Origin of the sequence: Sorangium sp. So ce1014 (assembly GCF_051521505.1) — a bacterium.
Lineage (GTDB): Bacteria > Myxococcota_A > Polyangia > Polyangiales > Polyangiaceae > Sorangium.
Window position 1 is genome coordinate 4,261,538 of the sequence record NZ_CP150356.1, and the last position, 15,207, is coordinate 4,276,744.

Consider the following 15,207-nt stretch of genomic DNA (forward strand, 5'->3'; position numbering starts at 1 on the left):
CATGAGCGTCGACCTCTCCCCCACGTCCAGGCCCAGCGGGCTCGCCGAGCTCCGCGCCGCCTACGCGCGCGAGCGCGCTGAGCTCGATCGCACCGCGCCGAGCGGCCCCACCCCGGCGGCGGATCCGTCCGCGCTCGGGGTCGCCCTCGGCCGGCGCCACGCGCGCCTGCTCGACGATCTCCTGGCGCGCCTCTTCCACCTGCTGCGCGAGTCCGGCTCCCCGAGCCGCGCCGCGTGGGACGCGGTCGCCATCGCCGGGGTCGGCGGCTACGGCCGCGGCGCCGTCGCGCTGCGGAGCGACCTCGACGTGCGCATCCTCGCCCGCGACGCCCAGCGCGCCAGCGCCATCGCGGACGCGCTGCTCTACCCGCTCTGGGACATGGGGGTCACCGTGGGGCACCAGGTCGTCACCATCGACGACCTCGTCGAGAGCGCGCGCGAGGATCTGCCCACCGCGACGAGCCTGCTCGACTGGCGGCACGTCGTCGGCGACGCGTCGATGTCCGAGTCGCTGTGGCAGCGCGCCGCCGCGGGCCTCTTCGCGCACTCGGAGCTCCCCCGCTTCATCGAGCGGCTCGGGAAGGAGATCTCGCAGCGGCACGAGCGCTTCGGCGGCTCGGTCTACCTGCTGGAGCCCGACGTGAAGAACGGCGCGGGCGGGCTGCGCGACCTCGACGTCGCCCGCTGGGCGGCGAAGGCGCGCTACGGCGTCGGCGAGTTCGACGCGCTGGTCCGCTTCGGCGCGCTCGTCGCCCGCGAGGCCGAGGAGATCCGCCACGCCGCGGAGATGCTCTGGCGCATCCGCAACCTCCTCCACGCCCACTCCGGGCGGAGGACCGACCGGCTGACGTTCGACGAGCAGGAGCTCTGCGCGGGCGTGCTCGGCTACAACAAGGCCGCCGAGGCGGCCGGGAGCGGCGCGAAGAGCGCGCCCCCGCCCGACGAGCCCGCCGTGTCGCCCGAGGCGATCGAGCGGATGATGAGCGATTACTACCGGAGCGCCCGGACCATCTCGCGGGCCCTCGACATGATCGTCTCGCGCGCCACGCCGACGCTCACGAAGCGCCGCCGCCGCGACGAGGACCTCGGCGGCGGCATCCGCCTCTTCGACGGCTGCATCACGATGAGCGATCCGGATCTGCTCCGGACCGATCCGCCGATCGCGCTGCGGCTCGTCGCGGAGGCCGTCGAGCGCGGCGTCCCGCTGCTGCCCTACGCGCGCGGGGCGATCGTCCGCGCCGCCGGCGACCCGGCGTTCTGCGCGGCGCTCCGCGAGAGCCCCGAGGCCGCCGCGCTGTTCCGGACCCTCGTCGCCACGTGCAAGGAGACGGAGCTCCAGAGCGGCTCCGTCGTCCGCGAGCTGCACGACGTCGGCCTCCTGCTCGCCATGATCCCCGAGTTCTTGCCGGTCGTCGGGCGCGTCCACCACGACGTCTACCACGTGTACACGGTGGACGTGCACTCGGTCGCCGCGGTCGATCGGCTGGCGGCGCTCGTGCGGGGCGAGCTCGCGGCCGAGTTCGGGCTCCCGTGCCGGCTCGCCGCCGAGGCGACGCGGCCGACGATGCTGTTCTTCGCCACGCTCCTGCACGACGTGGGCAAGGCGATCGGGGGCACCGATCACAGCCGGCGCGGCGCCGAGATGGCGCGCAAGATCCTGGCGCGGCTCGGCTTCCCCCCGGAGGACATCGACGAGGCGTGCCACCTCATCCTGAAGCACCTCGTGATGTACCTCATCGCGACCCGGCGCGATCTCGACGACCCCGCGACGATCTCGGAGTTCTGCCACGAGGTGCACGGCCGCGAGGGGCTGCGCGATCTCTACCTGCTCACGGTCGCCGATCTGTCGACCACGAGCCCCACGTCGATGACGTCGTGGAAGGCGCGGATGCTCGACGAGCTCTACCTCTCGGCGGACGCGGCCCTGCGCGGCGCGCGGGGGGAGGGCGGGCCGCTCGGCATCGACGATCAGCGCATGGCCCGCGCGATCAGCGACACCGTGGGCGCGCTCGAGGATCTCCCGGCCGCGAGCGAGGCGGAGCGGCGCGCGCAGCGGGACTTCCTGGCCCGGTATCTCTCGTCGATGCCCGAGCGCTACCTCCTCGCGAACAGCCCGGCCGCGATCGCGGCGCACTCCGAGCTCGCGCGGCAGCAGGAGGGCGGCGAAAACAGCGTCTCGGTCGCGCTCGTGCCGTCGCGCCACCCGGAGGCCGCGGAGCTCTGCGTCGTCGCGCCGGATCGACCCGGCTTGCTCGCGGGGATCACGGCGGCGCTCGCCTCCTCGCGCCTCGAGGTCCACGCCGCGCAGATCCACTCGCGCGCGAGCGACGACCCGGGCGTCGACGAGAGCGGCGTGCTCCGCGCGAGGACGGGCTCGTTTCCGCCCGCGGGCGTGCGCCTGCAGGCCGTCGACCTGTTCTGGGTGCGCGATCGCAGCGAGGGGGTCGCGGGGGTGGCCCGCGCCATCCCGAAGCTCGTGACCGACATCCAGGCGGCGCTCTCGGGCCAGATCTCGGGCGCCGAGCTCGCCAAGAAGCGCCGGGGCGGCGGGCTGCGCGAGCGCCCGACGCCGAAGGTCAAGACGCAGATATCCATCGACGACCGCGCGTCCCATCACACGGTGATCGAGGTCCTCACGCGCGACCGCCCCGGCCTCCTGTTCGCGATCTCGGACGCGCTCTACCAGCTCGGCCTCTCGATCTCGGTCGCCAAGATCAACACCGAGGGGACGCGCGTGGCCGACGTGTTCTATGTGAGCGAGGCGGACGGGACGAAGGTCGCGAACGGCAAACGGCTGCAAGAGGTCGAGGAGCGGCTGCACGCGGTGCTCCAGGGCCTGGACGGCGAAGGGAGTGTCGGATGAACAAGAAGTGGCTTTCGCGTGCGGCGCGGGCGGCGATCGCCGCTCGTCGCGGCGGTGTGTGTGTGGCGCTCGCGGCGTGCGTCGCGGCGTGCGGGGGAGCGCAGGAGCCCCCGCGCGAGCAGTTCGCGGATCCGCTGCTCGCCGATCCGCCCGACGGCAGCGACGCGGCGACCTCGAAGGGGACGTCGACGAGCGCGCTCGACCGGGGCGTCGCTTACATCAAGAACGAGAAGTACGAGGAGGCGAAGCAGCACCTCCTCCGGGCGATCGAGCACGAGCCGAGCAGCGCCGAGGCGCACTACTACCTCGGGCTCGCGCGCGAGAAGACGAACGACCGCGCCGGCGCCGAGGCGTCGTACAAGAAGGCGCTCGCGAGCGATCCCAAGCTGGAGGCCGCCGCGCTGAACCTGGCGGCGCTCTACCTGGACGAGCCGCCCCGGCCCGACGAGGCGATCGCGGTGCTCTCGAAGGCGCTCGAGCAGGCGCCGGGCCGCTCCGCGCTCCACCAGAACCTGGGCTACGCGTACGGCCTGAAGCGCGACGTCGCGAGCGCGAGCAAGCACTACGAGGCGGCGCTCAAGGCCGAGGACACGGCCGCCACGCGCTTCGCCTACGGCGCGATGCTGTTCGAGGCGAAGGAGCTCGACCGGGCCGCGGCCGAGCTCAAGAAGGCGCTCGCCGCGACCGGCGACGACGTGGCGACGATCGCGACGATCGGGCGGATGCTCGGGCCGGCCAAGGCGTACGCCGACTGCGTGGCGGCCTTCGACCGCGCCATCAAGCTGAAGCCGGAGGCGGAGTTCCATGTGCGCCGCGGCACGTGCCGGCACGAGCTCGGCGACGAGCCGGGGGCGCGCGCGGACTTCCAGGCGGCGATCAAGGTGGACCCGCGGTTCGCGGCCGCGCACTACTACCTGGGTCTGTCGTTCCTGGCCGAGCGCAAGCCGCAGAGCGCGCTCGCGGCGCTCACCGAGGCCGGCAAGCACGGGGGCGACACCGAGATCGGCAAGCGCGCCCGCGCCCGGGTGAAGGAGCTCAGCGTCCGGGTGAAGTAGCGCGGCCGCCCGCCGATCCCGCTCGCCGGAGCGGGGCGGCGGCTCACGCGCCGAGCAGCGCGAGGATCCTGTCGAGCTCGTCGAGCGAGCCGTACGTGACGCCGAGCTCGCCGCGGCCGCCCTCGTCGCGCACCTCGACGCGCGTCCCGAGCCTCCGCATGAGGCGCGCCTCCAGGTCCTTGATCGCGGGCGATTTCCCCGCGGGCTTCTTCTCGCCGGGGTCCTCCCCGCCGCTCTCCGCGGCCCGGCTCTCCTTCTCCTTCGCCGCCTTGATCAGCGCCTCGACCTTGCGGACCGGGAGCTTGCCGTGGACGGTCCGCTCGGCGACGTCGGCCATCACCTTGTCGCTCGGCGCCCCGAGCAGCGCGCGCGCGTGGCCCTCGCTGAGCTCGCGCGAGATCACCATGCTGCGGATCCGCTGCGGCAGCCGGAGGAGCCGGAGCGAGTTGACGATCGTCGTGCGGTCCTTGCCGACGCGCTCCGCGAGGGTCTGGTGCGTGTAGCTGTGCTCGCGCAGCAGCCGGTCGAACGCCTCGGCGATCTCGATCGCGTTCAGGTCGGCCCGCTGCACGTTCTCGACCAGCGCCAGCTCGAACGCCTCCCTGGGGGAGACGTCCTTGACGACGACGAGCACCTCCCTGAGCCCCGCGCGCTGCGCGGCGCGCCACCGCCGCTCGCCCGCGATGAGCTCGAAGGTGTCGTTCCCGGCCTGCGTCCTGCGCACGATGAGCGGCTCGATGAGCCCGTGCTCGCGGATGCTCCCGGTGAGCTCCTCCAGCTCGGCCTCGTCGAAGTGCTGCCGCGGCTGCCCCTTCTGCGGGACGATCTTCTCGATCGCGCAGACGAACACGCTGCGCCCCTCGGCCGCCTTCGACGTCGCCGGCGGCGGCGCCGGGAGCAGGGCGTCGAGCCCCCGTCCGAGCGCGCGCCGCGCCCCTTTCTGATCGGCATTCATGATCTGGGTCGTGCGTCCCTCGCGCGCGCTCCGGTGGTGGGCGGGGGCTCGGCCTGCGGCTCCGCCTCGTCATTCGCGCGCTGCGTCTTCTTCGGATCTGCCGCGGCGGCGGGCGGGCCGTCCAGGATCTCGCGCGCGAGGCTCAGGTAGCCCTGCGCCCCCTTCGACTGGGCGTCGTAGAGCAGCGCCGGCTTGCCGTGCGACGGCGCCTCGCTGAGCTTCACGTTGCGCGGGATGATCGCGTCGAAGACGCGGAAGTGCGCCCTCACCTCGTCGGCCACCTGGTGGGTGAGCGAGTTGCGCCCGTCGAACATCGTCAGGACGACGCCCTCGACCGTGAGCTCCGGGTTGAAGGCGCTCTTCACCCGATCGATCGTCGCCATGAGGTGCGTCAGCCCCTCGAGCGCGTAGTACTCGCACTGGAGCGGCACGAGCACGCGGTGCGCCGCGGTGAGCGCGTTCAAGGTGAGCAGCCCGAGCGACGGCGGGCAGTCGAGGACGACGAACGCGTACCCGTCGAGCTGCGGGCGCAGCGCCTGGCGCAGCCGCGTCGCGCGGTCGGTCGCGTCGACAAGCTCGAGCTCCGCCGCGACGAGGTCCTGCGTCGCCGGCACCACGTCGAGCAAGGGCACCTCGGTCGCGACGATCGCCTCCTTCAGCGCTGCCTGCCCGATCAGGACGTCGTAGAGGGACAGCTCGAAGCTCCCCCGCCGCACGCCGACGCCGCTCGACGCGTTCCCCTGAGGATCGCAGTCGACGAGCAGCGTCCGGTACTCCGCCGCGGCGAAGCTCGCGGCCAGGTTGACCGAGGTCGTGGTCTTGCCGACGCCCCCCTTCTGGTTGGCGACGGCGAAGATGACAGGCGAAGGCTTGGGAGCGGAACCGGGCTTGCCGGGCGCGCCCCCCTGGTTGTGCGATGGCATCGTGCTGTGTCGCGTCCGACCCGGCTGCTTACACGACCCCCACCGGCACGTCGAGAGATGCAGGCGTCTCCGCTGCATGTTCGAACGGACGCGCGGGTCCGGCCCGGCCTGACGCAGGCTCCGGGCGCGCGTTCAACGCCTCGCCAGCGCCCCGCCAGCGCCCCGGGAGCACGCCTCCAGGCGGCCGGGCCGCGGCGCTCGGGCATGCCCCGGACGCTGGGCGGCGCCCGCCCGCCCGCCGTTCCCCCACCGTTCGCTCGTCGGATTGTTGGCCTGAACGGCAGGGGTGTCTACAGTGGCCCACATGTCGCTTGGTGTAGGCAAAAGTGATCGAACGACGGGGCCGTTGGCCCGCGGGCGAGGTCGTTGCTTCGGCCTCGGGGGGGCGCTGCTGTCCAGCGGCGACTCCGGCCCGGTCGATCGGATCCTTGCCCACGCGTTCTGGTGCGACGGGCGCGAGCCTGCGGTGCTCGCTCCTGCGCAGGTCCTCGTGCTTTCGCCTTCGCTTCAACGCAGGTCGGCGCTCGGCTCGCGCCGTCGTCTGCCCTCGACGCGCGTCGAGGGTCGGCGCTGACCGCTCCTTGATCACGGACGTGGTGCCCAGCTTCGCCGAGCAGACCGACGCCATGACGTCGCCTCGGCACATGTGAGGAGGACAGATGCCGCTTCCCAGGTCGTATCAGAACTTTGCAGAGTTCGAGCGCGAGATTCTCCGCCCGAACCGTGTGGGCTTCTCGCTCGAAGACATCGTCGAGGAGGGCCCCTTCGACGCCGAGCTCGATTTCGAGAAGGACCCCTTCGACGCCTCGGACAACGACTGAGCGCGACGGCCCCGCGCTCGCGCCGGTGCGGGCGCCGCGCGGCACATCAGCTTGCACGATCCCTCCCGGGATCCCCGAGCCCCGGCGGCCGCCTCTCCGCCGGGGCTCCTTTTTTTAAAGCAGCGTCCTGTCGGTCGTCTCGACCCCCCAGCGACGCGTGGCTTGACCCCCCCAGCGACGCGTGGCACGAGTGCCGCCCTTCGAAAAAAACGCCATGCAAGTCAACGTCGAAAAGCTTTCTCCCGTGCTGATGGAGTTTCAGGTGGAGGTCCCCGCGGACCGGGTCCGGAGCGAGGTCGACAAGGCCTATTCGGCGCTCCAGCGGACGGCCCGGGTCCGGGGCTACCGGCCTGGCAAGGCGCCGCGCCAGGTGCTCGCGCACCTCTACGGCGGCCGCATCCACGCCGATGTCGCCCAGCGGCTCGTCGACTCCACGCTGAACCAGGCGCTCGCCGACAAGCAGGTGCAGCCCCTGTCCCAGCCGGCGATCGCGCCCGCCGAGCTGCGCCCGGACGACGCGTTCTCCTACAAGGCCCGCTTCGAGGTCCGCCCCGACATCGCCGAGGTGAAGTGGGAGGGCTTCGAGGTGAAGCGCCCCTCGACCACGCCGACGGAGGAGATGATCGACGCCGAGCTCACCGCCCTCCGGCGCGAGCACTCGACGCTGCAGGCGCCGGACCCGGAGCGCCCGGGCGCCAAGGGGGACATGGCGACGCTCTCCTTCACGCTCGAGGTCGCCGGCGCCCTCCGCGACACGAAGCAGCAGGAGATCGAGACCGAGCTCGGCAGCGGCCAGATCTTCAAGGAGATCGAGGACGCGCTCCTCGGGATGACGCCGGGCCAGTCGAAGGACGTCCCGGTCACGTTCTCCGAGCAGCACTCGAACGCGGATCTGCGGGGCAAGCAGGCGCTCTTCCACATCACGCTGAAGGACCTGCGTGAGCGCATCTTCCCGGAGGTCGACGACGAGTTCGCGAAGGACTGCGGCGAGGAGAGCCTCCCCGCGCTCCGCGAGGCGGTCCGCAAGAAGATCGAGAAGGAGCTGACCCAGCGCGCGAGCGACGCGGTCGCCGAGCAGCTCGTGATCGAGCTCTGCAAGGCGAACCCGATCCCGGTCCCGCCGTCGCTCGTCGATCAGCAGGCGCAGCTCGCCGAGCGCGAGCTGCTCGCGACGGCCCGGCGGCAGGGGCAGCGCGTCGATCCGACGCCGGAGTTCCGCGCCCGCGTGCGGCTCGACGCCGAGATGAAGGTGCGCGCGGGCCTGGCCATGGCCGAGATCGCGAAGGCGAAGGAGGTCAGGATCACCGAGGCCGATCTCGAGAAGGGCTACCAGGAGCTCGCCGAGCAGAGCGGCAAGAACGTCGCGAAGATCAAGGCGGAGTACCGCGAGCCCCAGAAGCGCGAGCTCTTCGCCGGGATGATCCTCGAGGACAAGATCCTCGACATCATCGAGGCCGCCGCGAAGGTCACGGACGCGAGCTAGCCACGGCGCGCCGCCGGAGCCGATCCGGCGGCGCAGTTCGTCCGGGTCGTGTCGCGCGTGGCTGCGCGGCGCCCTCATCGAGCCACATCGCGTACGTCGAGCGTGCGTCGAGCGTGCGTTCAACGCGCGGCGCGCCGGCGCTTCGCGCGCCCCGCGCAATCTGTGCGGAAGCGCGGAGGCGCGAAGGCGCGCAGGCGCGCAGGCGCGCAGGCGCGGATGCCAACGAGCGGCCGACATTTCCGGTAACCTCGGGCGCGTTCGGTCTTGCGATCGGACGCAGTCTGGCCCAGGAGTAGAAGCCCTGCCGCGCGGCAGGAAACCCCCCGGAGCACCGGATGACCCGACGAGTCGAAACCCGCACCCAAGCCATCGAGTTTCTCGAACGCGAGAAGGCCTACATCCTCCCGACGGTCACGGAAGTGACCCACCGCGGCGAGCGGGAGTGGAACATCTTCAGCCGCCTCCTCAAGGATCGCATCGTCTTCATCGGCACGGAGATCGATGACTTCGTCGCGAACGCCGTGATCGCGCAGTTCCTCTTCCTGGAGAGCGAGGATCCCGAGAAGGAGATCCAGGTCTACATCAACAGCCCGGGCGGCGTGGTGACGTCGGGGCTCGCCATGTACGACACGATGCAGTACGTGCGGTGCCCGGTGTCGACGATGTGCATCGGCCAGGCCGCGTCGATGGGCGCCGTGCTGCTCGCCGCGGGTCGCAAGGGCCGGCGCTTCGCGCTGCCGCACGCCCGGATGATGATCCACCAGCCGCTCGGCGGCGCGCGCGGTCAGGCGACGGACATCGAGATCCAGGCGCGCGAGATCAAGAAGATCAAGGAGACGCTGATCGACATCCTCGTCGAAGCGACCGGCAAGAACCGGGACGAGCTGGCGAAGGACATCGAGCGCGACTTCTACCTGAGCGCGACGCAGGCCAAGGAGTATGGCCTCATCGACGAGGTCTTCCCGAAGCGGATCAAGTAGGTGCCCGCGCCCCCTCGTCCGGCGGGCGTGCCCTGGCGGAGGGCTGGCGCGAGCGGCGTCGGCCTGCGGCGCGCAGCCTCATCGAGGGCGCGCGCCGCGGCGCCATCAGGCGATTCCCTGACTTCGGCCACAGGCTGGAGACCACCCCCGTTAGCTTGCGACGGTACGGGCACCGGACTAGAATCCGGGCGCGGCGTTTGGCTGCGCATCGCTGAAAATACAGGGAACGGTGGAAGCCGTTCCCGTTCCAAGTTGGAGGGGCCGCCGCGGCGGGACCCTACCTCTCATCGAAGCGGACGCGTCGGCCGGCCGCACTGAGGGTCGAAGTGGAGCGAAGGCGGGACGATCACTCGAATGGCAATTTAAGCTGCTCCTTCTGCGGTAAATCGCAGAAAGAGGTGAAGAAGCTCATCGCGGGCCCCACGGTGTACATCTGTGATGAGTGCATCGGGCTCTGCAATGACATCATCGCGGAGGAGGTCGAGAAGGACGAGCCGTACGCGGGGTCGACCCCGGTCCCCAAGCCCGCCGACATCAAGGCGACGCTGGATGAGTACGTCGTCGGCCAGAACCGCGCCAAGAAGATCCTCGCTGTGGCGGTTCACAACCACTACAAGCGCATCGACAGCCGGGTCGCCGCGGACGATGTGGAGCTGTCCAAGTCGAACATCCTCCTGCTGGGCCCGACGGGCTCCGGCAAGACGCTCCTTGCGCAGACGCTCGCCAAGATCATCAACGTCCCGTTCGCGATCGCGGACGCGACGACGCTGACCGAGGCCGGCTACGTCGGCGAGGACGTCGAGAACATCATCGTCCAGCTCCTCCAGAACGCGGATCACGACGTCGAGCGCGCGCAGCGCGGCATCGTCTACATCGACGAGATCGACAAGATCAGCCGGAAGAGCGACAACCCGAGCATCACGCGCGACGTCTCGGGCGAGGGCGTGCAGCAGGCGCTGCTCAAGATCATCGAGGGGACGATCGCCAACGTCCCGCCGAAGGGCGGACGCAAGCACCCGCAGCAGGACTTCCTCCAGGTCGACACGACGAACATCCTGTTCATCTGCGGCGGCGCGTTCGTCGGCCTGGACCAGATCATCCAGCGGCGCACCGGCCAGAACACGCTCGGCTTCGGCGCGGAGATCAAGGCGAAGAAGGACTTCAAGCTGGGCGATCTGCTCAGCGTCGTCCAGCCGGAGGACCTCCTCAAGTTCGGGCTCATCCCCGAGTTCATCGGCCGCCTTCCGATCATCGCGACGCTGCACGAGCTCAACGAGGAGGCGCTGATCGACATCCTCACGAAGCCGAAGAACAGCCTGGTCAAGCAGTACCAGAAGCTCTTCGAGATGGACGGGGTGAAGCTCAAGTTCACCCGGGGCGCGCTCGTCGCGGTGGCCCGCCAGGCCCTCGAGAGGAACAGCGGCGCCCGCGGCCTGCGCGCGATCCTCGAGTCGGCGATGCTCGACATCATGTACGACGTCCCGTCCCGCACGGGCATCAAGGAGGTCGTCGTCAGCGAGGACGTGATCGTCAAGCACGAGGCGCCGCTCATCGTGTACACGAAGGAGGCGGAGCTCGCGTAGCGCTCGCCCCGAGGGGGTTCTTGGGTCAGGGCGCGCGGCCCGAGCGCGCGCCGTGGTGGAAGGCGCGTGTGCGGCGCGCCCTCGCCTCGAACACCTGGATCGCCCCCTTCGATGATGCCGGCATCGCGCGCGTCCCCGGGGGGACGCGCGCGGCTCCGGTGGAAGTTCAGCAGTAGATCAAGCCACGTGTGACAACCGAGGTGGGGGCTGCCCCGGCCTCCCGATACTCCCGGAAAGACGGCGGATGTTCTTCAAGAACGACAGTGATCGCGGCAAGAACGCACCCGAGCGCGGGATCGTCCCGTTGCTCCCGCTACGCGACATCATCGTCTTTCCACACATGGTCTCACAGCTGTTCGTCGGGCGCGAGCGCAGCATCGCCGCGCTCGACGAGGCGATGAACCGCGGCAAGGAGATCTTCCTGGCCGCGCAGCGGAACGCGAAGACGAACGACCCGACGCCGGACGACATCTTCGGCGTCGGCTCGGTCGGCGCCATCATGCAGCTGCTCCGCCTGCCGGACGGGACCGTCAAGGTCCTCATCGAGGGCAAGCGCCGGGCGCGCATCCGTCGTTACGTCCAGAGCGATGCGTACTTCCTGATCGAGTACGACGAGATCGTCGAGAGCTCGGTGGCGAGCGTCGAGGTCGAGGCGCTGATGCGCTCGGTCCAGTCGACGTTCGAGATGTACGTCAAGCTCAACAAGAAGATCCAGCCCGAGGTCCTGATGGCGGTGCAGGCGATCGACGAGGCCTCGAGGCTCGCCGACACCATCATCGCCAACCTGCCGACCATCAAGCTGACGGACCGGCAAGCGCTGCTCGAGATGGAGGAGCCGCAGAAGCGGCTCGAGCGTCTCATCGAGCTGATGCAGTCCGAGATCGAGATTCTCCAGGTGGAGAAGAAGATCCGGAGTCGCGTCAAGAAGCAGATGGAGAAGACGCAGAAGGAATACTACCTCAACGAGCAGATGCAGGCCATCCAGAAGGAGCTGGGCGGCGGCGAGCGCGACGAGTTCAAGAACGAGATCCAGGAGATCGAGGAGGCCCTCAAGACCAAGCGGATGAGCAAGGAGGCCGCCGCCAAGGTCAAGAAGGAGCTCAAGAAGCTCAAGATGATGCACCCCACGAGCGCCGAGGCGACCGTGGTGCGCAACTACATCGACTGGATCCTGGAGCTCCCCTGGTACGACAAGAGCGAGGAGCGTTATGACCTCGTCGAGGCCGAGCGGATCCTCGATGAGGACCATTACGGCCTGAAGAAGATCAAGGAGCGGATCCTCGAGTACCTCGCGGTCCAGGCGCTGACGAAGAAGCTCAAGGGGCCGGTGCTCTGCTTCGTGGGCCCGCCCGGCGTCGGCAAGACGAGCCTGGCGAAGTCGATCGCGCGCGCGACGGGGCGCAAGTTCGTGCGGCTGTCGCTCGGCGGCGTGCGCGACGAGGCGGAGATCCGCGGCCACCGGCGGACGTACATCGGCGCGCTGCCTGGCAAGCTGATCCAGTCGCTCAAGAAGGTCGGGACGAACAACCCCGTTTTCCTGCTCGACGAGGTCGACAAGATGTCGACCGACTTCCGCGGGGATCCGGCGGCGGCGCTGCTCGAGGTGCTCGATCCGGAGCAGAACCACACCTTCAACGATCACTACCTGGATCTCGATTACGACCTCTCCGACGTGATGTTCATCACGACGGCGAACACGCTGTCCGGCATCCCGGTGCCTCTCCAGGACCGCATGGAGGTCATCCAGCTCTCGGGTTACACGGAGTTCGAGAAGCTGAACATCGCGGTGAAGTACCTCGTGCCCCGGCAGCGGAAGGAGTGCGGCCTCGAGGACGTGTCGCTCGACTTCACCGAGGGGGCGCTCCGGACGATCATCCACCACTACACGAAGGAGAGCGGCGTGCGCTCGCTGGAGCGCGAGATCGCGAGCGTGTGCCGCAAGGTGGCCCGGAAGGTCGTGTCGGACGGCAAGGAGAAGCCGATCGAGGTCGTCGCGAAGAGCATCCCGAAGTACCTCGGCGTGCCGAAGTTCCGGCTCGGCAGGCGCGAGGAGCGCGACGAGGTCGGCCTCGTGAACGGCCTGGCCGTGACCAACGTCGGAGGCGATCTGCTCCCGGCCGAGGCGACGGTGGTCCCGGGCAAGGGCAAGCTCGTCATCACCGGGCTGCTCGAGAAGGGGATGGAGGAGAGCGGGCACGCGGCGATGAGCTACGTGCGCTCGCGCCTCGATCGCCTCGGGCTCGAGGCGGACGTCTATCAGAAGGTCGACGTCCACATTCACTTCCCCGATTTCGTCCGGAAGGACGGGCCCAGCGCCGGCGTCACCATGGTGACCGCGCTCGTGAGCGCGCTGATGAAGGTGCCCGTCCGGCGGGATCTCGCGATGACGGGCGAGATCACCCTGCGCGGCCGGGTGATGCCGATCGGCGGGCTCAAGGAGAAGCTGCTCGCCGCCCATCGCGGCGGCATCACGACCGTGATCCTGCCGAAGGAGAACCGGAAGGATCTGCGGGACGTGCCCCGGCGTGTGCTGAAGTCGCTGCGGCTCGTGCTCGTGGAGCACGTGGACGACGTGCTCCGCGAGGCGCTCGTCCTGCCCGACGCCTACGCGATCTTCGGGCCGCCCAAGGGCGTCCTGGAGTACCGGGACGGCGAGCTCGTGACCGAGGCCGCGCCGGTCAAGGCGCCGCCGGCCGCGGCCGGCGAGCCGACGCCGGCTGCCCCGCCCGGCGCGTGAGCGCGGCGACGGACGGATAGGCTGGCGGCGCGCGTCGAGACGCACTAGCTGGCGTCGCGATGATTCGACGCGCATTGATCTCGGTATCCGACAAGACGGGCCTGCTCCCGCTGGCCCGGCGGCTCGCGGAAAAGGGCGTGGAGATCCTCTCGACCGGGGGGACGCAGCGGGCGCTCCAGGACGCCAACGTGCCGGTCGTCGGCGTGGAGGCCTATACCGGCTCGCCCGAGGTGATGGATGGGCGGGTGAAGACGCTCCATCCCCGGGTGCACGGCGGCATCCTGATGCGCGGCGCGATCGACGAGGACGACCTCGCGCGGCTCGGGGGCCAGCCGATCGATCTCGTCGTGTGCAATCTCTATCCGTTCGAGGCGACGGTCCGGAAGCCGGGGGTCACGCACCCCGAGATCATCGAGAACATCGATATCGGCGGGCCGTCGATGGTGCGGAGCGCGGCCAAGAACCACGCGCGCGTGGCGGTGGTGGTCGATCCGGCCGACTACGACGCGGTGCTCGCCGAGATCGACAGGGCGGGTGAGGTGTCGAGCTCCACGCGCCGCCGGCTGGCCACGAAGGCGTTCGCCCACACGGCGGCTTACGACGGGATGGTGTCCGGCTACCTGTCGTCGCTGCCGGAGGAGGGCGAGCCGAGCGCCGACGAGCGCGAGGCCTACCCGCGCTTCCTGACGCTCGCCCTCGAGCGGGCCTATCCGCTCCGGTACGGCGAGAACCCGCACCAGTCGGGCGCCTTCTACCGCGAGCGCGGCGCGGCCGTGGGGTCGCTCGCGCTGGCCGAGTCGCTGGGTGCGGGCGGCAAGGAGCTCTCGTTCAACAACCTCGTCGACGTGGACGCGGCGTTCGAGGCGGTGCGCGAGCTCACCCAGCCCGCCGCGGTCGTCGTGAAGCACACGAACCCGTGCGGCGTCGCGATCGGCAGCGATCTCGCGGCCGCCTACCGGACGGCGCGCGAGGCGGACCCGGTGAGCGCCTTTGGCGGGATCGTGGCGCTGAACCGCGAGGTCGACCGGGCGGCGGCGGAGGTGCTTATCGAGACGTTCCTGGAGTGCGTGATCGCGCCTGCCTACGCCCCCGAGGCGCTGGAGGTGCTCCGGACGAAGAAGAACCTCCGGGTGCTCGCGACCGGCGCGCTCCTGCCCGCGGATCACCGGGAGTTGACGTTCAAGCGCGTCGGCGGGGGCCTCGTGGTCCAGGATCGGGACGCGACCGCGGGGGGCGAGGTGCGCGGCGGCAAGGTCGTGACGAAGCGGGCGCCCACGGCGCAGGAGATCGACGCGCTCGATCTCGGCTGGCGCGTTTGCAAGCACGTGAAATCCAACGCGATTGTGCTCACGGTGCCCGGGAGCACGGTCGGGGTCGGCGCCGGACAGATGTCGCGGGTCGAGAGCGTGCGCATCGCCTGCAGCAAGGCGGGCGAGCGGGCTCGCGGGAGCGTCCTCGCGTCGGACGCTTACTTCCCGTTCCCGGACGGCCTGGCGCTCGCCGCCGAGCACGGGATCACGGCGGTCGCGCAGCCGGGAGGCAGCGTGAGGGACCCGGAGGTCATCGCCGCGGCGGACGCGGCGGGGGTTGCGATGGTGTTCACCGGGGTCCGGCACTTCCGTCACTGAGCCGGCCCGCCCCCGCCCCAGCTGGCCAGCCCTCGTCCCGGCCCCGTCCCGGGATGCGCGATCTTTCCTGCGCTGGAAGGGTGCGCCGCGTTCGCAGAAAAGTTGACCTTTGTTGCTTGACTGTGATGATGGTCAACGCTGCGCCTGGGCAAAGCGCTGTGCGCGGCGCGAAGGAGCGA

General features: G+C 70.3%; 10 protein-coding genes. 8 read left to right on the forward strand and 2 right to left on the reverse strand.

Translation table 11 applies throughout. The annotated features are described in order from the left end of the window. Position 1 precedes the first annotated feature (1 nt). Together glnD and WME75_RS16160 are read left to right on the forward strand one after the other, a co-directional pair. Positions 2–2,863 (forward strand): [protein-PII] uridylyltransferase, encoded by a 2,862-nt coding sequence (gene glnD / locus WME75_RS16155; protein ID WP_437491683.1) that lies wholly within the window; start codon positions 2–4, stop codon positions 2,861–2,863. Continuing rightward, positions 2,860–3,918, forward strand: a complete 1,059-nt coding sequence (locus WME75_RS16160) for a tetratricopeptide repeat protein (RefSeq protein WP_437491685.1) — start codon at positions 2,860–2,862, stop codon at positions 3,916–3,918. Before glnD ends, WME75_RS16160 begins: the two co-directional genes overlap by 4 nt. 43 nt (positions 3,919–3,961) lie before the next feature. Here WME75_RS16160 and WME75_RS16165 read toward each other — a convergent pair whose 3' ends face one another. Both WME75_RS16165 and WME75_RS16170 read right to left on the reverse strand, forming a co-directional pair. After that, complete coding sequence (locus tag WME75_RS16165) at positions 3,962–4,873, reverse strand: ParB/RepB/Spo0J family partition protein (protein WP_437491688.1); 912 nt, start codon at positions 4,871–4,873, stop codon at positions 3,962–3,964. Beyond that, on the reverse strand, positions 4,870–5,796 hold the full coding sequence (locus WME75_RS16170; protein ID WP_437491691.1) for a ParA family protein: 927 nt from the start codon (positions 5,794–5,796) through the stop codon (positions 4,870–4,872). Before WME75_RS16170 ends, WME75_RS16165 begins: the two co-directional genes overlap by 4 nt. 659 nt (positions 5,797–6,455) lie before the next feature. Between WME75_RS16170 and WME75_RS16175 the strand changes: the two genes are divergently transcribed. The 6 genes from WME75_RS16175 (at position 6,456) to purH (ending at position 15,028) form a co-directional block, all read left to right on the forward strand. Further along, positions 6,456–6,617, forward strand: coding sequence for a transcriptional regulator (locus WME75_RS16175; protein WP_437491693.1), 162 nt, complete (start codon positions 6,456–6,458; stop codon positions 6,615–6,617). A 214-nt stretch (positions 6,618–6,831) separates the two neighbouring features. Further along, on the forward strand, positions 6,832–8,100 hold the full coding sequence (tig, locus tag WME75_RS16180) for a trigger factor (protein WP_437491695.1): 1,269 nt from the start codon (positions 6,832–6,834) through the stop codon (positions 8,098–8,100). Positions 8,101–8,435: 335 nt separating this feature from the next. Then, a complete protein-coding gene (locus WME75_RS16185) occupies positions 8,436–9,080 on the forward strand; it encodes an ATP-dependent Clp protease proteolytic subunit (protein ID WP_437491697.1) in 645 nt (214 codons plus the stop codon). A 326-nt stretch (positions 9,081–9,406) separates the two neighbouring features. After that, complete coding sequence (clpX, locus tag WME75_RS16190) at positions 9,407–10,663, forward strand: ATP-dependent Clp protease ATP-binding subunit ClpX (protein WP_437491700.1); 1,257 nt, start codon at positions 9,407–9,409, stop codon at positions 10,661–10,663. Positions 10,664–10,907: 244 nt separating this feature from the next. Continuing rightward, positions 10,908–13,400, forward strand: coding sequence for an endopeptidase La (gene lon, locus WME75_RS16195; RefSeq protein ID WP_437491703.1), 2,493 nt, complete (start codon positions 10,908–10,910; stop codon positions 13,398–13,400). A 59-nt stretch (positions 13,401–13,459) separates the two neighbouring features. After that, positions 13,460–15,028 carry a bifunctional phosphoribosylaminoimidazolecarboxamide formyltransferase/IMP cyclohydrolase gene (gene purH, locus WME75_RS16200; protein WP_437491706.1) on the forward strand — a complete coding sequence of 523 codons (1,569 nt, stop codon included), beginning with the start codon at positions 13,460–13,462 and terminating at the stop codon, positions 15,026–15,028. Positions 15,029–15,207: the final 179 nt, after the last annotated feature.